General features: G+C 45.5%; 19 protein-coding genes. 17 read left to right on the top strand and 2 right to left on the bottom strand.

The features are described 5' to 3' along the window. Window positions 1–116 precede the first annotated feature (116 nt). From QJ036_RS03675 to QJ036_RS03635, 9 genes are all read left to right on the top strand, one after another. Window positions 117–1,097 (top strand): SPFH domain-containing protein, encoded by a 981-nt coding sequence (locus tag QJ036_RS03675; protein ID WP_283230087.1) that lies wholly within the window; start codon window positions 117–119, stop codon window positions 1,095–1,097. A gap of 91 nt (window positions 1,098–1,188) precedes the next feature. Then, window positions 1,189–1,377, top strand: a complete 189-nt coding sequence (locus QJ036_RS03670; RefSeq protein ID WP_283230086.1) for a type II toxin-antitoxin system antitoxin — start codon at window positions 1,189–1,191, stop codon at window positions 1,375–1,377. Continuing rightward, window positions 1,374–1,922: a DUF1648 domain-containing protein gene (locus QJ036_RS03665; RefSeq protein WP_283230085.1), complete on the top strand. Its 549-nt coding sequence runs from the start codon at window positions 1,374–1,376 to the stop codon at window positions 1,920–1,922. The genes QJ036_RS03670 and QJ036_RS03665 overlap by 4 nt, the downstream gene beginning before the upstream one ends. Before the next feature lie 232 nt (window positions 1,923–2,154). Further along, on the top strand, window positions 2,155–4,062 hold the full coding sequence (locus QJ036_RS03660) for a polysaccharide biosynthesis protein (protein ID WP_283230084.1): 1,908 nt from the start codon (window positions 2,155–2,157) through the stop codon (window positions 4,060–4,062). 16 nt (window positions 4,063–4,078) lie between these two features. Then, window positions 4,079–4,558: a S24/S26 family peptidase gene (locus QJ036_RS03655; protein WP_283230083.1), complete on the top strand. Its 480-nt coding sequence runs from the start codon at window positions 4,079–4,081 to the stop codon at window positions 4,556–4,558. A 39-nt stretch (window positions 4,559–4,597) separates the two neighbouring features. Continuing rightward, a complete protein-coding gene (locus QJ036_RS03650; RefSeq protein WP_283230082.1) occupies window positions 4,598–6,322 on the top strand; it encodes an ABC transporter ATP-binding protein in 1,725 nt (574 codons plus the stop codon). A gap of 20 nt (window positions 6,323–6,342) precedes the next feature. Beyond that, window positions 6,343–7,191, top strand: a complete 849-nt coding sequence (locus tag QJ036_RS03645; protein WP_283230081.1) for a class B sortase — start codon at window positions 6,343–6,345, stop codon at window positions 7,189–7,191. Between the two features lie 11 nt (window positions 7,192–7,202). Further along, a complete protein-coding gene (locus QJ036_RS03640) occupies window positions 7,203–8,411 on the top strand; it encodes an LCP family protein (protein WP_283230080.1) in 1,209 nt (402 codons plus the stop codon). 29 nt (window positions 8,412–8,440) lie between these two features. After that, entirely contained in the window at window positions 8,441–8,677 is a 237-nt protein-coding gene (locus QJ036_RS03635; protein ID WP_283230079.1) for an LPXTG cell wall anchor domain-containing protein, read from the top strand. Between the two features lie 61 nt (window positions 8,678–8,738). Here the strand turns inward: QJ036_RS03635 and QJ036_RS03630 are convergent, their stop codons facing one another. Beyond that, window positions 8,739–9,626: an immunoglobulin-like domain-containing protein gene (locus QJ036_RS03630; RefSeq protein ID WP_283230078.1), complete on the bottom strand. Its 888-nt coding sequence runs from the start codon at window positions 9,624–9,626 to the stop codon at window positions 8,739–8,741. Between the two features lie 170 nt (window positions 9,627–9,796). Between QJ036_RS03630 and QJ036_RS03625 the strand changes: the two genes are divergently transcribed. Genes QJ036_RS03625 through QJ036_RS03605 form a run of 5 tightly spaced genes read left to right on the top strand, consistent with a single transcriptional unit; the run spans window position 9,797 to window position 14,948 of the window. Further along, complete coding sequence (locus QJ036_RS03625; protein WP_283230077.1) at window positions 9,797–10,561, top strand: tyrosine-protein phosphatase; 765 nt, start codon at window positions 9,797–9,799, stop codon at window positions 10,559–10,561. A 15-nt stretch (window positions 10,562–10,576) separates the two neighbouring features. Further along, window positions 10,577–11,392: a hypothetical protein gene (locus QJ036_RS03620; protein ID WP_283230076.1), complete on the top strand. Its 816-nt coding sequence runs from the start codon at window positions 10,577–10,579 to the stop codon at window positions 11,390–11,392. 12 nt (window positions 11,393–11,404) lie between these two features. After that, window positions 11,405–12,808, top strand: coding sequence for a tyrosine-protein kinase domain-containing protein (locus QJ036_RS03615; protein ID WP_283230075.1), 1,404 nt, complete (start codon window positions 11,405–11,407; stop codon window positions 12,806–12,808). Continuing rightward, on the top strand, window positions 12,792–14,291 hold the full coding sequence (locus tag QJ036_RS03610; protein ID WP_283230074.1) for a tyrosine-protein kinase domain-containing protein: 1,500 nt from the start codon (window positions 12,792–12,794) through the stop codon (window positions 14,289–14,291). Before QJ036_RS03615 ends, QJ036_RS03610 begins: the two co-directional genes overlap by 17 nt. A 36-nt stretch (window positions 14,292–14,327) precedes the next feature. After that, window positions 14,328–14,948, top strand: coding sequence for a sugar transferase (locus QJ036_RS03605; RefSeq protein ID WP_283230073.1), 621 nt, complete (start codon window positions 14,328–14,330; stop codon window positions 14,946–14,948). A 29-nt stretch (window positions 14,949–14,977) separates the two neighbouring features. Here QJ036_RS03605 and QJ036_RS03600 read toward each other — a convergent pair whose 3' ends face one another. Further along, window positions 14,978–16,090: a glycosyltransferase family 4 protein gene (locus tag QJ036_RS03600; protein ID WP_283230072.1), complete on the bottom strand. Its 1,113-nt coding sequence runs from the start codon at window positions 16,088–16,090 to the stop codon at window positions 14,978–14,980. A 254-nt stretch (window positions 16,091–16,344) separates the two neighbouring features. On the opposite strand from QJ036_RS03600, the gene QJ036_RS03595 reads away from it, so the two are divergent. From QJ036_RS03595 to QJ036_RS03585, 3 genes are read left to right on the top strand one after another with little or no spacing between them, the layout of a single operon-like run. Then, window positions 16,345–17,448 carry an EpsG family protein gene (locus QJ036_RS03595; RefSeq protein WP_283230071.1) on the top strand — a complete coding sequence of 368 codons (1,104 nt, stop codon included), beginning with the start codon at window positions 16,345–16,347 and terminating at the stop codon, window positions 17,446–17,448. 14 nt (window positions 17,449–17,462) lie between these two features. Further along, window positions 17,463–18,554, top strand: a complete 1,092-nt coding sequence (locus QJ036_RS03590; RefSeq protein ID WP_283230070.1) for a glycosyltransferase family 1 protein — start codon at window positions 17,463–17,465, stop codon at window positions 18,552–18,554. 5 nt (window positions 18,555–18,559) lie between these two features. Continuing rightward, the gene (locus QJ036_RS03585) at window positions 18,560–19,447 is read left to right on the top strand and encodes a glycosyltransferase family 2 protein (protein WP_283230069.1); all 888 of its coding nucleotides are present in this window, start codon (window positions 18,560–18,562) and stop codon (window positions 19,445–19,447) included. Window positions 19,448–19,461 lie beyond the last annotated feature (14 nt).

Here is a 19,461-nt window from a genome sequence, read left to right as displayed (position 1 = left end):
GCTTTTTTGTGTCAATGGCAATTGACATTTCCAACACCCGGTGATACTATCTAATTGATATCAAAATAATATCATTCATAAAAAGGAGCGCCGGAAGGCGCAGATGGGAGGGTATCATGAAGGTTGATTTTTCAGAGGAAAAGGAACTTGAGCCGGTGAGCGGTATGCTTGGAATCATGCTGGCGCTTTTCTTTTTGCTGGCGGGTGCGGCTGCGATCCTGTGCAGTGCGCTGCTGCTTGAGGGAGTGGCCATGGGACTTGTACTGTCGGTGGGAATTCTGTCTGTCTGCCTGACGATGCTCCCTCTTCTGGGACTGAAGGTGGTGGCGCCAAAGGAAGCGCTGGTGCTGGTCCTTTTCGGCAATTATTACGGTACGATCAAGGAGGAGGGCTTTTATCTGGTCAATCCCTTCTGTGTGGCGGTAAACCCGGCGGCGAAGCCGGATGCAGCGATCACCACGGGAAATATTTCCATCTCCATGAGTACAGGCAGAAAGGTTTCCATGAAGACCATGACCCTGAACAATGAGAAGCAGAAGGTCAATGACCAGCTGGGTAATCCGGTCATTGTGGGCGCTGTGGTCATCTGGAGGGTGGTAAATCCCACCAAAGCCGTATTCAATGTAAACAATTACAAGACGTTTTTGTCCATCCAATGTGATTCTGTGATCCGGAACGTGTCCCGCCTCTATCCTTACGATGTGGCGGACGACGGCAATCCCAACAACGACGCCGATGAAAAGACCCTGCGCGGCAGCACCAGAGAGGTGGCGGAAAGGATGCGCCATGAGCTTCAGGAGCGGGTAAAGGATGCCGGTCTGGAGGTCAGTGACGTACAGATCACCCATCTGTCCTACGCACCGGAGATCGCCTCGGCCATGCTCCAGAGACAGCAGGCGGTGGCCGTCATCGCCGCGAGACAGAAGATCGTGGAGGGCGCTGTGGGCATGGTGGAAATGGCTCTGGATAAGCTCAGCGAAAATGAGGTGGTGGAGCTTGACGAGGAACGGAAGGCAGCCATGGTCAGCAATCTTCTGGTGGTACTCTGCGGCAATAAGGACGCACAGCCTATTGTGAACAGCGGAAGTATCTATTAATCGCAGTTGATTTGTATCATATAGTTATATGACCTGCGGCGTAAGCCGGATCGAGGGACTGGAGCCGCAGCATAAGAATGGTGGTGAAGGAATGCCCGAAAAAAAGAACGAGAAAGAGAAAACGAAAAAGCAGGTGCTTTTGCGGCTGTCTCCGACCCTCTGGAATGATTTGGCAGAGTGGGCGGAGGATGATTTTCGTTCCATCAACGGGCAGATCGAGTACCTTCTGACGGAGGCTGTCCGGAAACGGAAAAAGGGAAGGAAGGGGGAGCAGGAATGAAAACGTACAGGGTCAGTTATCGGATCGCAAACTGTATTATCCATGGAAGTGTCTGGCTGACAACGATCTTTCTGTTTGTCTTCTGGAAGTATATCCCCGCCCAGATCCCCACCCATTACAATTCGGCAGGAGTGGTGGATAATTGGAGCGGAAAGGGAATGCTGTTTCTTCTGGTGATCCTCCTGTTTTTTGTTTACGGCTGCCATTTCATCGCTATGCTGTTTATCAAATACGGGACGACCCCGGAAGGCCTGTATTCCAAAAAACTGAAGGACCTTGTCACGGAGGAGGATATGCAGGTGGGGCTCTGCCTCACAAGAACCTATCTGGCATGGACCGATGCGGCCGTTCTTCTGATGTTCGTGTATATTATAGTCTCCTCTGCTTCCTGCCGTGACCTGGGAGCCTGGTTTATCTGGGTGGTATTTGGCGTCATCGGCCTGGAGTTTGTCTGGTATATGGCTGCGTTGTCAAAACGGAAAAAACGGATCCGGCTGCGGGCTCTGGAAGAAATGGAGGGCAGAGAAAGGCAGGATGATATGTAACAAACGGACATGGAGGAGCACTTCGTGCCGTGAATATTCACATGGACATCGAAAAGCCGGGCATTGATCAATATGCTGCAGCTCCCAGCCTCATTGGGAGCTGTAGCTCCTTTTTTACGGTTTTTTAACAGTAATTGACAAAAATATAATATTGACAAACTCGGTTTTTAAGCGCATGCTTAAAGATAAGGGAAATTAACAATGATTAATGTTAATAGGATGAAAGTAGAGTATGAAAGGCTTTATGATTAAAAATAATAAAGATATGATGCTCCGCAGTATGGCACTTCTTCTTCTGGATGTGCTCCTGATCATTGTCAGTATGGCCGGTGCTTTGTGGATACGGTATGATTTTCGCTTTACGGTGATTGAGCCGCAGTTTATGGGATCAGTCCGCAATTACATACTTCCGAACATAGGATGTACACTTCTGATCTTCTGGGCATTCCGACTGTACAGCAGTCTTTGGCGTTTTGCCAGTATCGTTGAACTGAAAAATGTACTTTTTGCAGTGGTGATCTCTACTGTCATGCAGTTTTTAGGCATGCGGCTTTTTGATCTGCCGGTCCCCAGGAGCTATCCTTTTCTTTATCTGCTGCTCCTCACCTGCCTGACGGTAGTCAGCCGTTTTTCTTATCGTTTTCTGAGAATCGCCAGACATAATCTGGCAAATCATAGAAAACAGAGGCCGGTCTGTACCATGATCGTAGGCGCCGGTTCCGCAGGGTATATGATCGTGCGGGAAATGAAAAACAGTAAGCATCTGAATCGGAAGATACCCTGTATCATTGACGATGATCCGAACAAGATCGGTACATATCTGCAGGGGATTCCTGTGGTAGGAAATAAGGAAAGCATTCCGGAGTTTGCGGAGAAGTATCAGATCGAAGAAATCGTTATTGCAATTCCTACCCTGCCCAGGAAAGCGCAGAAAGAGCTTCTGGAGATCTGCCAGACTACCTGCTGTAAGATCCTTACACTTCCGGGAATTTATCAGCTGGTCAATGAAGAGGTCAGCGTTTCCATGCTGCGGCAGGTGGAAATCGAGGATCTTCTGGGAAGGGAACCTGTGAAGCTTGAGATGGAAGAGATCATGGACTACGTTTCCGGTAAAGTGATCCTCGTCACAGGAGGGGGAGGCTCTATAGGAAGTGAGATCTGCAGGCAGCTGGCACTCCACCATCCGGGCAAGCTGATCATCTTTGATATTTATGAGAATAATGCTTATGATATCCGGAACGAACTTCTGAAAAAACATCCGGATCTGGACCTTGAAGTCCTCATCGGTTCTGTACGGAATGAACGGCGTGTGAATTCGATTTTTAAGACCTACCATCCTGATCTTGTTTTTCATGCGGCAGCCCACAAGCATGTGCCGCTTATGGAGGACAGCCCCTGTGAGGCTGTCAAGAACAATGTGCTTGGAACCTGGACAGTTGCCCGTGCGGCCAGTCAGTTTGGTGCAAAGAAAATGGTGCTGATCTCCACAGATAAAGCGGTACGGCCTACCAATGTAATGGGGGCATCCAAGCGGATCTGCGAGCTGATCATCCAGGGCTTCGCCCAGGAGTCAAAGACAGAATTCGCGGCTGTACGTTTCGGCAATGTACTTGGCAGCAACGGAAGCGTGATCCCTTTATTTAAAAAGCAGATCGAGGAAGGCGGACCGGTGACGGTGACCCATCCGGATATCATCCGTTATTTTATGACGATCCCTGAGGCAGTTAATCTGGTACTCCAGTGCGGAGCTCTGGCAAAGAGAGGAGAAATCTTTATTCTGGACATGGGAGAGCCGGTGAAGATCCTGGAGCTGGCAAAAAAGATGATCCGTCTATATGGCTACACACCGGATAAAGATATCAAGATAGAATTCGTCGGCCTGCGTCCCGGTGAAAAGCTTTATGAAGAGATGCTGATCAATGAGAAGAACCTGACGAAAACCGTCAATGAGAGGATCTTTGTGGCCCATCCGGCAGAAGTGGACTGCACAGATATCAGGGGCAAGGTGGAAGCACTTGTCAGGATGGCTTTTGATGAGGCGGAAGATATCAGGATACGGATGAAGGAGCTTGTGCCCGAATATATGATATGCGGTCAGTCTCCACGTGAGGAAGCAGCTATGACAAAGGACGAAGAATAGCGACAGGAATAAAGCAATGCAGAATGATATTCCTATTAAAAAAGTAGATACAGACTTGTATCTGAATACAGTAAAAGAGATCCTGAAGGAGGGGAGAGAGGCTGCGCTGATCCTGACAGGAAACAGCATGTCTCCCTTCCTCGTCCATGAGAGAGATAAAATATTGATCAGCAGGGTGGACAGGCCTTTAAAAAAAGGAGATATGGCCTTTTTTCAGAGGGTGTCCGGTCAGTATGTGATGCACCGGATCCGCTTTGTCCGTCCCGGAAGAAACGGAAAAAAACAGTATTATTTTATCGGAGATGCCCAGACTGTGACGGAGGGTCCCATAGAAGAGGATCAGATATTCGGTCTGATCAAGGCTGTATGCAGAAAAGGAAAATGGCTGAGACCGGGGAACTTCTGGTGGGAATTTTTCCGTCTGGTATGGCTTCATATGATCCCTTTCAGAAGGGCGGCCATAAAAATATACAGCCTTGTCTGCCCGGGCAAATAGTGGTATAATCGTTAAAAATACGAATTCGGGACAGATTTTATGGGAATGATAAGGAAGGCCTTCGGAAAGATACGCGAAGGATATCTGAAGGAAATGTACAAAGAGGCAAAGTGGATGTATCAGTATACGAAAAGATATTGGGCATCCATTTGTTTTTATATTGCAGCAGGAATCTTCAGCACCTGCATGAGCCTGGGCGGCAGTGTGGTTTCCAAGTACCTGATCGATGCGGTGACGGGTGTACAGAGGAGCCGTATCGGTCTTATGGCTGCAGTGATCGTATTCATGGCATTGGGAAATATTATTTCAAAGGCTGTCATCAGCCGGATATCGGCCAGGATCAATGTGGAAGTACAGAATGAGCTTCAGGCGGATATATTTGATAAGGTCATCGATACAGATTGGGAGTCTCTCCATGAGTTTCGGAGCGGAGATCTTCTGAACCGGCTGAACAGTGATGTAAGCACAGTGGCAGGGAGCGTGATTGGATGGATTCCAAATCTGATCACCAGGATGATACAGTTTCTGGGGGCCTTTGGAATCATCTTTTATTATGATCCGGTGATGGCGTTTATTGCGCTGTTAAGCGCTCCGGTCATGGTTCTGGTGTCCGGTTATCTGATGAAACGGATGAGGCGGTACAATAAGGAAATGCGGCAGATCAGCAGTGATCTGATGTCTTTCCAGAATGACGCGTTTCAGAATCTGCAGACAGTAAAGGCCTTTGGTCTCATGAGTCTGTTCCGGGATAAATTGAGAAAGCTGCAGCAGCATTATAAAAATAAAATGCTTGAGTATAACAGATTTTCTGTATATACCTCCTCCTTCATGTCCATTGTGGGAATGGTCGTTTCCTATATCTGCTTCGGCTGGAGCGTTTACCGTCTCTGGAGCGGCTATATCACAACGGGAACCATGATCATGTTCCTTCAGATGGCCAATTCTCTTTCTTCGTCTTTTTCTTCGCTGGTACAGGTCGTACCGTCTGCGATCAGTGCGACGACGTGTGCGGGACGTCTGATGGCAGTTGCCGAGCTTGAAAAGGAGCAGATACTGGAGGAGGATGCTGTAGAGGAACTGGAAAAGCAGAAGAAAGACGGATTGTCTGTGGAGCTTTGCCGGGTAGATGTAACCTACAGAGAAGGAAACCAGGTGGTATGCAAAGGAGATTTCCGTGCGGATAAGGGAGAACTTGTTGCGATCATCGGGCCTTCCGGCGAGGGAAAAACGACATTGATCCGACTGCTTTTGGGACTCATTTATCCCGTTTCCGGCAGGGCAGAGCTCATTGGAGCAGATGGAGTACGCTGTCCGGTCTCCTCGGCAACCAGAAAGTTTTTCGGCTATGTACCGCAGGGCAATACGGTGTTTGCAGGAACCGTGGCAGAAAATATGCGTATGGTAAAAAGAGACGCAACGGATGAAGAAATCATAGAAGCACTGAAGGCAGGATGTGCCTACGAATTTATCGAACAGCTTCCTCAGGGAATCAACAGCAGTATCGGTGAGCGGGGAACAGGATTTTCCGAAGGGCAGGCGCAGCGGCTGGCCATTGCCAGGGCACTCCTGCGGGATGCACCGGTCCTTCTTCTGGACGAGGCAACATCGGCTCTCGATATGGAGATAGAAGAGCGCGTCCTCAAAAATATCATGACATACGGGAAGAACAGGACTTGTATTGTGACAACACACCGTCCCAGTGTTCTCACCATGAGTGATCATATTTATGAGATCCGGGGCAATACTCTGGAAAAGGTAAAGTAGTAGAAAGGAAAGCAATGACCATGGAAAAAAAGAGACGTTTCTGGAGGATGATTCTGGTCCTCTCCCTGGTTGGATGTATCTGCTGCCTGGGATTTGTGGCCTGGTATCTGGTTCAGGACTATGCGGCACAGAAGCAATATGAAGAGATTCAGGAAACAGCCACAGAGCCGCAGACAGAGCAGGAGACAGAACCGGAGACTTATGTGTTTACAGGAGAAATAGACGGCGAGGAAGCCGAGCTCCCCGACAATATTTTCAAGGATCTGGAAAATCCCATAGATTTTAAGTCACTGCAGGATATTAATCCGGAGCTTTACGCTTGGATACAGATTCCGGATACCAATATCAATTACCCCATTGCCCAGCGGGAAGGGGATGATGAATTCTACCTGCATCATGATATGTACCAGCAATACAGGTTTGCGGGCTGTATTTATACAGAAGACTGCAACAGCAGGGATTTCACAGATCCCAATACTGTCATATACGGGCACAATATGAAGAACAAATCCATGTTCCAGAACCTTCACCTGTTTGAAGATAAGACCTTTTTTGATGAGCATCCCTACGTGTATATTTATATGCCGGATGGGATCCTGGTTTATGAGATATTTGCCTCTTATACTTATGATGACCGTCATATCATGAACTCCTTTGATTTTGATGATCCGACTGTATTTGAAGAATATTTGAACAGTATTCTCCATGTGCGGGCCATGGACGCGAATATAAGAGAAGCTGTGGATGTGACAGTGGATGATCGTATTATCACGCTGGAGACCTGTGTCGGAGTTCAGACAAGCTACAGGTATTTAGTTCAGGCTGTTCTGGTCTCGGACAGCAGAGGTGTGAGCGGTATTTCTGAGTAAGGATGATGGGAATGGAAAATAGAAACAGAGAATCGGACGTTGATATGCTGAATCGGGAGCTGATGGAACAGATCAGAGCCGGAAGTCCGGAAGACAGTGACATACAGGGAAGGAAAAAAAGCGGCTCCGGAGGACATGGCAAATACAGCAAAAAACGGCGCAGAAAACTGAAAAGGCAGCAGAAAAAAAAGAAGAAGATAAAGCCCTTTCAGGTGTTTGTTATTTTTCTGTGTGTGCTCCTTTTTCTTCTTGCTGCTGTGGTCGCAGCGTTTTTTGTGCTTCGCAGCAGAGGGGAAAAGCTTCTGAGAGAGACAAGGGAAGAGGAAACGATCACCGCTCCTGAGGAGGCCGAGGTTGAGGAAGCTGGAAAAGTCATTATTTACAAAGGAGAAAAATATTGTTATAATGAGGATATCGTGAGTATTCTCTGTATGGGCATCGATAAGTCGATCCGGGATACGGGACTTGACAATATTGGTGAAAATGGCCAGGCAGATGCACTTTTTCTGGCGGTTCTCAATACAAAGACGGGGCAGTTGTCTTTTGTCAACATTTCCAGGGATTCCATGGTTGATGTGAATAAGTACAATGTGGAAGGAAAGTATCTGGGCGTTGAGAATATGCAGATCTGTCTGTCTTATGCCTATGGTGATGGGAAGGAGAAAAGCTGTGAGAATACGGTTGCCTCTGTATCTCGTCTGCTGTACGGAATGCCGGTGAATGCTTATGCAGCCATTGATTATTCCGGAATCAGTGTTCTGAATGATGCTGTGGGCGGTGTCACTGTGGAGGTACTGGAAGATCTCACCGGTCAGGATTCTGAACTGCAGGTGGGAAAGACAGTGACTCTTTCGGGGGAGCAGGCCCACACTTATGTGAGATCCAGAGATACGGAGCTCCTTGATTCCAATAATATGCGTATGGCCAGACAGAAGCAGTATCTGATGAGCTTCCTTGGCACGACGATCTCCAAAACAAAGTCAGATCTTACGGTTCCGGTTGCACTGTATCAGGCGGCATCGGAATATATGGTTACGGATATCTCAGTATCTGAGGTCACATATCTGGCATCGCTTGTTTTGCAGGGTGGCTTTTCAGAGGGTAATATGTATTCTGTTCCCGGCGAAGTCGTTAAGGGTGAAAAGTATGCGGAATTCATTCCGGATGAAGAAGGACTTTATGAACTGATCCTGGATGTGTTTTATGAAAAGGTAAATTAATTTTGGTTAAAATAAAAGGAGGAAGCAAAATGAAGAAAAAGGTAATCGCAGTTTTCTGTGCGCTCACTTTGATGTTCGGCATGTCTTTAACTGCCATGGCAGAGGCCAGCCCGTCTGGAACAAAAGACACTACCGATACTACAAATACGACGTCCAAGGCACCTGAGACAGGGGAAGCAAATCTTCTGATCTATGGTGTTGCAGCAGCAGCGCTCCTTTCCGGAACTGCTGTGATCTCCAGAAAACGTCTGGAAGCACTGAAATAATAATTGCTGAAAAAAATCCTCAGAGCCGATAAAGGGCCTGAGGATTTTTTTGACAAAATAATCATTCAACAATCACGGTCAGTTTTTTCGGATCGGAGACTTCACCGCTGGGGGAAGATGCCGTATAAGTGAGGTCGTAGGTTCCGGGAGTTTCTGTGTCCACGGTTCCCGAGATCCGGATCCGCTGGGAAAGGGAGCTTCCGTCTGTATCTACGGCAGAGTCCACATACCGCAGCGGATTGAAATCATCTCCGGCTTCTATAGTCACAGATGTTTTTAAAAGAGTAAGTACCGGCTTGGCAGCGCCCAAAGAAAGATCTGCTTCCACAAGAGCCGAATCATTGAAAGCATTGGTGACGCTGAATTTGTAATGAACATTGCCGCCGGTGCCGTCGGAGGCCAGTGTATAGCTTGCCTGAACAGAATCGGTGATATCGTTGCCGTATCCGTCATCTGCATAAATATCCGTCATGGTGTTTAAAACAGAATCCAGCTGCTCTTCCGTGATGGAAGGAAGCGTGTCCGGTAAGGTAATAGACGGCCCGCTGTAACCGGAAAGATTTAAGCTTCGTGTCGCGGTGATCTGTCCGTCAGCTGTGTCGGCAGAATATTCAACTGTTTTTCTGGAAAGCGAATCACCGGCCAGAATACGGGCAAAAATTTTTATGTCAGACGTCTTGCCGTCGGGCGAAACAAGGGAAACACCCTTCAAAAGATCAAGCTTTGTCGTACCGTCATAAGAAAGGGTATCTGTATCAAACCGGATCGTATAGCCGGATTTTGATGAATTTGAACCGGAAACAGACACGACGGCTGTCTTTTCAGAATCCTTTTGTGAAAAAGGAAGAAATCCCGGAATTTGATAATTTAATAAAAACAGAGCGATCAGATTGATTACGGCCAAAAGAGATACAATAATCTTGAATACAAAGCTTCGGTTTGATTTCATATGTTGGTTTCCTCTTTTGAAATAGAATGATGAGATAAGTATATCATTAAATCCAAATTTTGTTAATCCTATTGTTTTTGCTTTATCTATTGAGCATTTTGTGTTATAGTTAAAAACTGAGAAGGTCTGCAATAAAACAGTAATCATGCAGACCGGCAGAAAGGGAAAGTATGATTGATTTGCATGTGCATATTCTGCCGGGAGTGGATGACGGCGTCCAGGATATCAAGGATTCCCTGTGTCTGGTGGAGCTGGCTCTCGAGGGTGGGGTGGATACACTGGTGGCAACGCCTCACAGCAATCAGAAAGGCAGATTTGAAAATTATCATACAGAAGAATTGAAACAGGTCTTTATAGATTTCTATGATGCTCTTTCGGAGAAAGGGGCACAGATACAGATCCTGCCGGGGATGGAGATCTTTGCCTCAGAGGATATGGGAAAAAAGATAAGGGAAGGGCTCCTTATAGGGCTCAATTATTCCAGGTATTTTCTGGTAGAATTTCCTTTTGACGGAAAACCGGACTGGATATTCAGGAGACTGTCGGAGATCATGGACGTGGGAGGTATTCCGCTGATTGCCCATCCGGAACGTTATTACTGTACACAGGAAGCTCCGGAGCTTATCTATGAATGGCTGCAGATGGGGTGTCTGACCCAGATCAATAAGGGCAGTATGTTCGGAAAGTTCGGACGGCGTTCAGAACGGCTTTCCCAGATCATGTTAGACAATGATCTGGCCACCTGTGTGGCCAGCGATGCCCATGGCCCCTATACCAGGACAACTTTTATGGGCGATGCAGCTGATTATCTGAAAGACAGGTATGGAGATGAACAGATGTACCGCCTTCTGGTAAAGAATCCGGAACAGATCATAACAGACGGCATCATACCGGTACACGGAAAGCTGCCGGAAAAGAAAAGATTTTTTTGGTGAGAACAGGAGAAATTCATGAGCAGGACGAGAATTTTCAGTATCCTGGTATTTGCAGCCGCCCTTGCGGTTTTTGGGATATATAAATATCAGGAGTTTAAGACAACGGATCAGGTGGGCCCCAGGATTACCATGGGTCAGGAGAGCATCACAGTTTCAGTGAATGCCGGTGAAGAAGAGCTCCTTTCCGGTATCCAGGCAGTGGATAAGAGAGACGGTGATGTGTCAGAGAGCCTTCTGATAGAGAGTATGAGTAATTTTATCGAAAAGGGCAGAAGGAAAATCACAGTAGCAGCCTTTGATTCGGGCAGCCATGTGACAAAGGCTTCCAGAGAAATTATTTACAGTGATTATCAGTCTCCCAGATTTTCTCTGAGCGCGCCTCTCAGGTTCCCGATCGGCACTCAGGATATTTTAAGCGGAATGGATGTGACCGATGTACTGGATGGAAGCCTGACAGATAAGATCAAGATTTCCACTGACTATTCTATCAATACAGGTACGCCGGGAGATTATCCCATGTTTTTTACGGTGGTCAACAGTGCGGGAGATGTAGTGAACCTTCCGGTGACTGTTCAGATTTACGATCCTGCAGAAGAAAGAATGAAACCGCAGATCGAGCTTTCTGAATATCTGGTTTATGCAGCAGCCGGTTCGCCGATCAATCCTGCGGCTTATGTCAGGGAGATTACCGGAGAAGGCGCCAGCCGGGAAAATCTTCTGATCAGCCAGGAAATAGACTATAACACTCCCGGAGTGTATGAGGTCACTTATCAGGTGACGGGGGAAGGCGGAACAGGAATGACCCGTTTGATCGTTGTGGTAAGTGAGTAGGAGGATGCGGGAATGGATAACAAGACAGACAAGGGGATTTTGGGACGGCTTGATCCCATCAGTATCATAAAGGATGTGCTCCGGGAATGGTGGGTTATTCTTCTGATGGCTGTTTCTGTGAGCCTTTTTGTCAATGTATGGGCAAATAAAACATACAGGCCGGAGTATACAACATCGTCCACCTTTGTAGTGACAGCAAAGGGAACCAACAGCAGCATCTATCAGAATCTTTCCTATACGAAGGAACTGGCGGAGCGGTTTTCTCAGGTCCTGGAAAGTAATGTTCTGAAGAAAAAAGTGGCAGAAGAGCTGGAGATTGATTCTTTTACGGCCACCACTTCTGCGTCGGTGCTTCCGGAGACGAACCTGATGGAGCTTAAGGTCACGGCAGATTCGGCACTGGACGCCTACAGGATCATGAATTCTATCATGAATAATTACAATACGGTCTCAGACTATGTGATCGAAAATGTGATCCTTGAAGTGATCCAGTCCCCTTCTATTCCGACCGGCCCTTCTAATCCGTTAAATGTAAAGGGAATCATGAAAAAAAGCGCCCTGATCACGGCAGCCTTGTTCATCTTATACTTTGTTTTCTTTTCTTATATGAGAGATACAGTAAAAAATGAGCGCGAGGTGTCGGAAAAGATCGATGCAAGAAGGCTGGGGACGGTGTATCATGAGCGCAAAATCAAATCTCTGCGGCAGGTAAAAAAAGCCAGATCCGTTTCTCTTCTGATTAAGAACCCGGTGCTGAGCTTTCGTTTTGTTGAATCCAACCGGATGACGGCTTCCAGGATCAGAAGCCAGATGGATAAGAAAAAGGTGAAGGTCCTTCTGGTGACAAGTGTCACAGAGAATGAAGGAAAATCTACAGTCGCGGCGAATCTGGCCCTGTCTCTGGCACAGGAGAATAAAAGAGTTCTTCTGATCGACTGCGATTTCAGAAAGCCGGCTCAATATAAAATTTTTGATTTGGCTAAAAATGAGGCGGTAAATCTTCCGGAAGTGCTTAAAAATCATTCGGGTCTGACAAATTTGATCAAGAAACAAAAAGACAGCAGTCTTTATACGATCTTCAACAGTAAAGCGTCAGATTCCATGGAAGGTCTGATAGAAAACGGAACCCTGAAAAATATTCTGGATTTCTGCAGACAGAAAATGGATTACGTCATTATGGACACTTCTCCTCTGTCTCTGGTGGCTGATACGGAGGAGCTGGCGGAGTTTGCAGATGCTTCTGTCCTCGTTGTCCGCCAGGACATGGTGTTGGCAAAGGATATCAATGATGCGGTGGATATACTGAATCAGACAAGGGGAAGAGTGATCGGATGTGTTTTCAATGATGTCATGACAGGAATTATAAAGGATACAGGAAACTATGGTTATGGAGGACATTATGGAAAACGGGCATAACAATACATCAGACGATATGGAATTAATTGATCTGTCGATCCTGTTAGACGATATGTGGAGAGGACTCAAACGGTTCTTCTGGATTTTTCTTCTGCTTATCAGTTTTTGCTCCTCTTTCTTTTATTTCCGCGCGAAGAGAGCTTATGTTCCCTATTATCAGGCGTATTCTTCTTTTGTAGTAAATACACGGACTGCATATGGATACAATGAGTCCTATTATAACAAGACAACGGCGGAGCAGCTGAGTAAGACCTTCCCTTATATCATGACCAGCGGAGTCTTAAATCAGGTGGTGGCCGAAAGTCTGGGGCTTGACAGTGTCCCGGCTACGATCATGGCAGAGGCCATGCAGGAGACAGCACTCTTTACAATAAAAGTCAATTCAACAGATCCGCAGATGGCATATGATGTGCTGCAGGCAGTTATCGAGAATTATCCTGCGGTGGCAGAATATATTATAGGAGATACACAGCTTACCCTGATGGATGAAAGCGGCGTTCCCGATACGGCTGTGAATCCTCCGGACTTTAAAAGCAGTGCCAAAAAGGGTGCGTTTCTGGGCGCTGTGATCAGTCTGGCTTTCCTTTTCTTTTATGCAATGACAAGAAAAACCGTCCGCAGGGAAGAGGATATAAAGAAACGGCTGAATATTACCTACCTGGGAAGCATCCCGCTGGTTAAATTGAAAAAACGGAGCAAAAAAACAAATCAGCTGGTTTTGATGGATACAAGGGAATGTTCTGTGGTCCTTGGAGAGAGTTTTCGTATGATCCGTACCAGACTGTTAAAGGATGCGGAGGAACAGAACATCCACCGGATTCTTGTGACCAGTGCAGTTTCAGGGGAAGGGAAGACTACCTTTGCGGCGAATCTGGCAATTTCTCTTTCCAAAAAAGGAAACCGCGTCATACTGGTTGACGGAGATCTGAGAAACCCTTCGGTGGCATCTGCCCTGGGCCTTGATCAGGTATCTGCCGGAATTGCTGATGTGCTTAAGGGGAAGGTCCCGTTGGAAAGCGCACTGATATCTTATGAGAAAGATTCCAGACTCCTTATCCTTCCGGGAATATCGGCTGTATCCAATCCTGTGAAGTTTTTGGGAAGCAAGCGGATGGAAAAGCTTCTTCTCACTCTCGAGGCGAATGCGGATTATGTTATTGTGGATACGCCTCCCTGCAGTGTGGTTGCTGACGCATCGATAGAAGCACGTTTTGCACAGGGGGCTGTCATGGTAGTCCGGCAGGATCATGCCAGAGTCGACAGGATTGTGTCAGGTGTGGAAACAATGGCTGATACCGGAATAAAAATACTGGGATATGCCATCAACGGAGCAGAAGCAGGAATTACCGGCTATAATTATGGATATGGCTACGGTTATGGTTATGGACGTCGTAAGTACGGCTATGGCTATGGGTATGGCTACGGCTACGGATATGGCGAAAAGAAAAAATCAGAGAGAAAGGAAAATGAGACAGAAGAATAATCGATGGAAAGAGTTTTGGAAAAGGGAGGAAACTGAATGTACCGCAGTTTTATAAAGCGGATTCTCTCGATCATCCTTTCATTTTTGGGGCTGATCTGTTTATCATGGCTGTTTGTCATTATCATCATCGCAATCAAACTGACATCACCCGGCCCGATCTTTTTTAGACAGAAGCGGGTGGGAATACATAAAAGACATTTTGAAATCTATAAATTCCGGACAATGCGGACGGATACTCCTCACGACATGCCGACACATCTTCTGGAAAATCCGGAGAAGTATATTACAAAGGTGGGGCGTTTTTTAAGAAAAACCTCCCTGGATGAACTGCCTCAGCTTTTCAATATTTTTGCAGGACATATGGCGGTGGTGGGCCCCCGGCCGGCATTATGGAATCAATTCGATCTGATTGCGGAACGAGATAAATATGGTGCCAATGACGTTCGTCCGGGATTGACCGGATGGGCGCAGATCCATGGGCGGGATGAGCTGGAAATCGAAGAAAAGGCAAAGCTTGACGGATATTACGTAGAGCATCTGAGCTTCCCCATGGATATCAAATGCTTCTTCGGAACATTTCGTTCTGTTTTTAAAAGTGATGGTGTGGTAGAAGGGGGAACCGGAACGATCCACGCCAGGGAAAACAAGGAATCGTAAAAATGTAAAAAAGGGGAAGCACTCCGTTATCAGAGCGGCTTCTCCTTTTTCAGTCCGAGAGACCGGATGGTTTCGGCAACGACCAGCTCTTTCCGGAATTCTGTTTCCATTTTTTTTCTTCCGAGAAGGCCCATTTTCTGTCTGTCAGTTTCTGAACGGTTTATCATATTTTTCATGGCTGCATGGAGACTTTCTGTATCTTTGACTTTGACAAGGATACCGGTTTTTCCATTGTCAACTGCTTCTCTGCACCCGGGAATGTCGCTGGTGATCAGAGGGCGTCCTACGGCAGCAGCCTCCAGAAGGACATTGCTCATTCCTTCATGATAGCTGGGAAGGACAACACAGTCGGCAGCAGCGTAGAAAGGACGGGGATCTTTTTGAAATCCGTGGAAACTTACGATTCCGGCATTTTCCAGATCTTCTACCTGTTTTTTATATTCGTCCTCGAAAAATCCGACCAGATCCACCATAAAAGAAAATCCTTCTTTATGGAGACGGGAGGCGGCGGAAAAAAGTTCATCAATACCTTTTTCCCTCATGATACGGCCAAGGAATAAAAAATGTACCTTGTCATTGACAGGGTAAGGCTGCAGTGCATAATGTTCCAGATTGATGCCGGCTCCGCGCAGAATCGTCTGCTTTTCTATGGGAATAATGTGCCGTTTCCGGAATTCCTCCGCATTGGTCTGGTTCTCAAAAAAAACTGTGCGGACTTTTCGGAAGGCCATTTTATAGAGTACAGTTACAAACTGTGCCAGGACAGGCTTCTGAAAAGCGGTTCCCAGACCCTGCACATTGGCACAGAAGGGAATCCCCAGCTTTCCGCACATAAGGCCTGCATACACGTTTGGTTTGATGGAGTAGGTGATGACCATATCCGGTTTTTCCTGTTTCAGCATTTTTTTATATGTATTGATAAGCTTTAAATCGGTCATCGGATTGATGCCCCGGCGGTCAAGGTCCGTATTAATGCATCGAAGCCCCATTTTTTGAAAATCCTCTTCATGGCCGACAAAGGGCATGCTGAGAATGACTTCGTTTTCTTTCATCAGTTCGCTGATCAGCTCTCTGCGGAACTGCCACAGCATATAGGAATGATTGGTGATGAGAAGAATCTTTTTTCGTGGTTTCTGATTCATGACTGCGATATACTCCTGATTTTGATTCTCTTTTGACTTTCGTATCTATTTTATCAGAATGAAAAGAGGAGAACAACGGTTTTTAAAAGAAATTAGAGAGATGGATATAGCAAAGCATTTGGAAAAAAGTAATTTGCATGGTATAATTAAAAACTAGTAGTAAGGAAATTCATATTGTTTGCATATATGCTGACTTTCAAGATAAATATGGCGTCGGAATCGTGCCTGATGCAGGGAAAGAAAGGAACACAGATATGACATTGACGAATTATTGGTGGCTGCTGATCTGGCTTGCTGTAGCCGGAGGCTTTTTGGCAATTGCGGCTTCCAAAAAACCAGTGCAGGTATTGGGAAAAACTGAGTATAGATGGAGCTGGCCGGCGGTGATTTTGCTGGCATGCCCATATGCCGTTTGGTGTATGAATCGCCGCTTTATTGGCGACACGGAAGCATACAGGAAAACATTTCGAGGCCTTCCGGAATCATTTTCTCAACTGCTCGTTTACTTATCAGAAAACACGAAGGATAAGGGATTTACCATTCTTGCGACAGTTATTAAGAGTATTATTGGTAACAATGATAAGCTGTTTTTCCTTGTGATTGCATCGTTTCAGCTGTTTTGTGTTGTTTACTTTTTCAGAAAGTATTCGACTGATTTTATACTGTGTATGTTTATGTTTGTGGCATCTACGGATTATTTATCCTGGATGTTTAACGGTATGAGGCAATTTATTGCAGTAAGTATTGTTCTATTAAGTTTTGGCTTTGTTTTAAAGAAAAAATACGTTCCTGCTATATGCCTGATCTTGTTGGCAGCAACAATTCATGGGTCTGCATTGCTTATGTTGCCCATTATTTTTGTTATTCAAGGAAAAGCGTGGAATAAGCGTACCTTATTTATGATGATCGGTATTGGAGTGGCTATTCTGTTTATTGACCAATTCACATCGATTCTTGATACCATGCTGGCGGAAACACAATATAGTGATTTGATAACAAATGAAATCTGGACAAGTGACGATGGAACTAATATTTTTCGAGTGCTGTTTTATTCGATTCCTGCGGGTCTCTCATTGGTTGGGAAACGTTATGTTGATAAAGAGAATTCCCCTGTCATAAATATGTGTGTCAATTGCAGCATTTGTACTTCTATGATTTATCTGTTGAGTGCTTTTTCATCTGGCATTTACATCGGACGACTTCCGATCTACACGACGCTGCAGGGGTATGTTGCAGTACCATGGCTGATTGACCATATGTTTACCAAAGAATCGGCACGACTTGTAAAAATAGCTTTGGTTGTGGGTTATTTGGCGTTCTTTTATTATCAGATGCATGTGGCCTGGGGAATTTTGTAAGTGGGGAAAAGTAAATGATTAGAGTACTACAAGTGGTTACCTATATGGGGCGGGGCGGCCTGGAAACCATGTTAATGAATTATTACCGCCATATTGATCGTAATAAAGTTCAATTAGATTTTCTGGTTCATCGTGATTTTGAAGCGGATTATGACAAAGAAATTCTGGATCTGGGCGGAAGGATTTATCATGTTTCCCGGCTTGTTCCGTGGAGCAGAGCGTATCGTACGGAATTAAAAAAGTTTTTTCATGAACATCAGGAATATCAGATCGTTCATGTTCATCAGGACTGTTTGAGCTCTGTTGCACTGCAATGTGCTGAGGAATGTGGTGTGCCGATGCGCATTGCCCATAGTCATAATAGTAATCAGGATAAAAACTTGAAATATTTGATCAAACTGTATTACATGAAGAAAATACCTGACTATGCGACCGATCTTTTTGCCTGCAGTAAATCAGCTGGTAAATGGATGTTTGGAGAAAGCACTTTTCAGCTTCTTAATAATGCGATAGATATAAATCGATATATGTATTCCCAAAATGTAGATATGGCTGTTCGAGAGGAATTTGGCTTGGACAAAGGTACTGTTATTGGTCATGTTGGAAGATTTGTGCCTCAAAAAAACCAGGAATTTTTGATTGATATTTTCTATGAATGTACGAAACTTGATCCCAATATTAAGCTTATGCTTGTGGGAGATGGAGAGGGAAAAGACAGAATAGAGCGAAAAGTTTTTGATATGAATCTGCAAAGTAAGGTTGTTTTTACGGGTGTTCGCTCTGACGTCAATCGATTGATGCAGGCGATGAATGTGTTTGTATTCCCTTCTTTATATGAAGGGCTCCCTGTTACCATGATAGAGGCACAGGCATCGGGACTGCCGTGTATTATTTCCGATCATGTATCAGATGAATGCATTGTAACCAGGGGGTTGGTTTCCAGTATGCCTTTGGAAGAATCTCCGGCACGATGGGCGGAGTGTATTTTACAACAAAGTGGCCGGCGACATGAAAACCATAGAAAAGAAATTCAGGAAGCCGGCTATGATATTTCAACTGCAGCAAATAAATTGGAAAAATTTTATCTGGAAATAGCAGAGAGGTAAATGGCATGGTGTTACTTACAGTTTTTACGCCGACCTATAATCGGGCACATACTTTGCCCCGTACTTATGAGAGCCTGCGCGAGCAGGATTGTAAGGATTTTATATGGCTGATTGTGGATGACGGATCTACCGATGAAACTGCAAATTTGGTTAAAAGATGGCAAAAAGAAGAAAAAGGATTTGAAATTCAATATATCTATAAAGAAAATGGCGGAATGCATACAGCCCATAATACGGCATATGAAAACATTCATACAGAATTGAATGTCTGCATTGATTCTGATGATAAAATGGCTTCGGGGGCTGTCAGCAAAATTAAACAGACCTGGGAAAAGGTCAGAGGAAAAGAATATGCCGGATTGATTGCTCTGGATACAGACTTTTCTGGAAATCTTATTGGGAAGGGATTCCCAAGCGGAATGCAGGAGACCACTTTGAGTGGGTACTATGCTGCAGGAGGCTCAGGAGATAAGAAACTGATTTACCGTACCGATGTGATCAAAAGTGTTCCTCCATATCCGGTTTTCCCAGGAGAAAAATATGTAGGACTGGTTTACAAATATACATTAGTAGATCAGAAATATAAACTGTTCGTTTTAAATGATGTTATCTGTGAAGTCGAGTATCAGGCCGATGGCTCAACAGGAACCATGTGGAAGCAATATTTAAATAATCCTTGCGGTTTTGCTTTCCTGCGAAAAGTTGCAATGCAGTATCCGACAAGTAAAAAGCGGATGATTCGGGATTGTATCCATTATTGTTCCAGCAGTCAGATTGCAAGGAATAAGTACTATATTCAGGAGTCGCCCAGAAAACTGTTGACGGTTTTGTGTACACCGTTAGGATGGGTGCTGACGGCGGTTGTTAGGAAAAAGGCAAAAGAAAATGGATAACTACATATCTGACT

The organism is Fusibacillus kribbianus (genome assembly GCF_030053595.1).
GTDB classification, from domain to species: domain Bacteria; phylum Bacillota; class Clostridia; order Lachnospirales; family Lachnospiraceae; genus Lientehia; species Lientehia kribbiana.
This window is presented reverse-complemented; position numbering and strand designations above follow the sequence as displayed.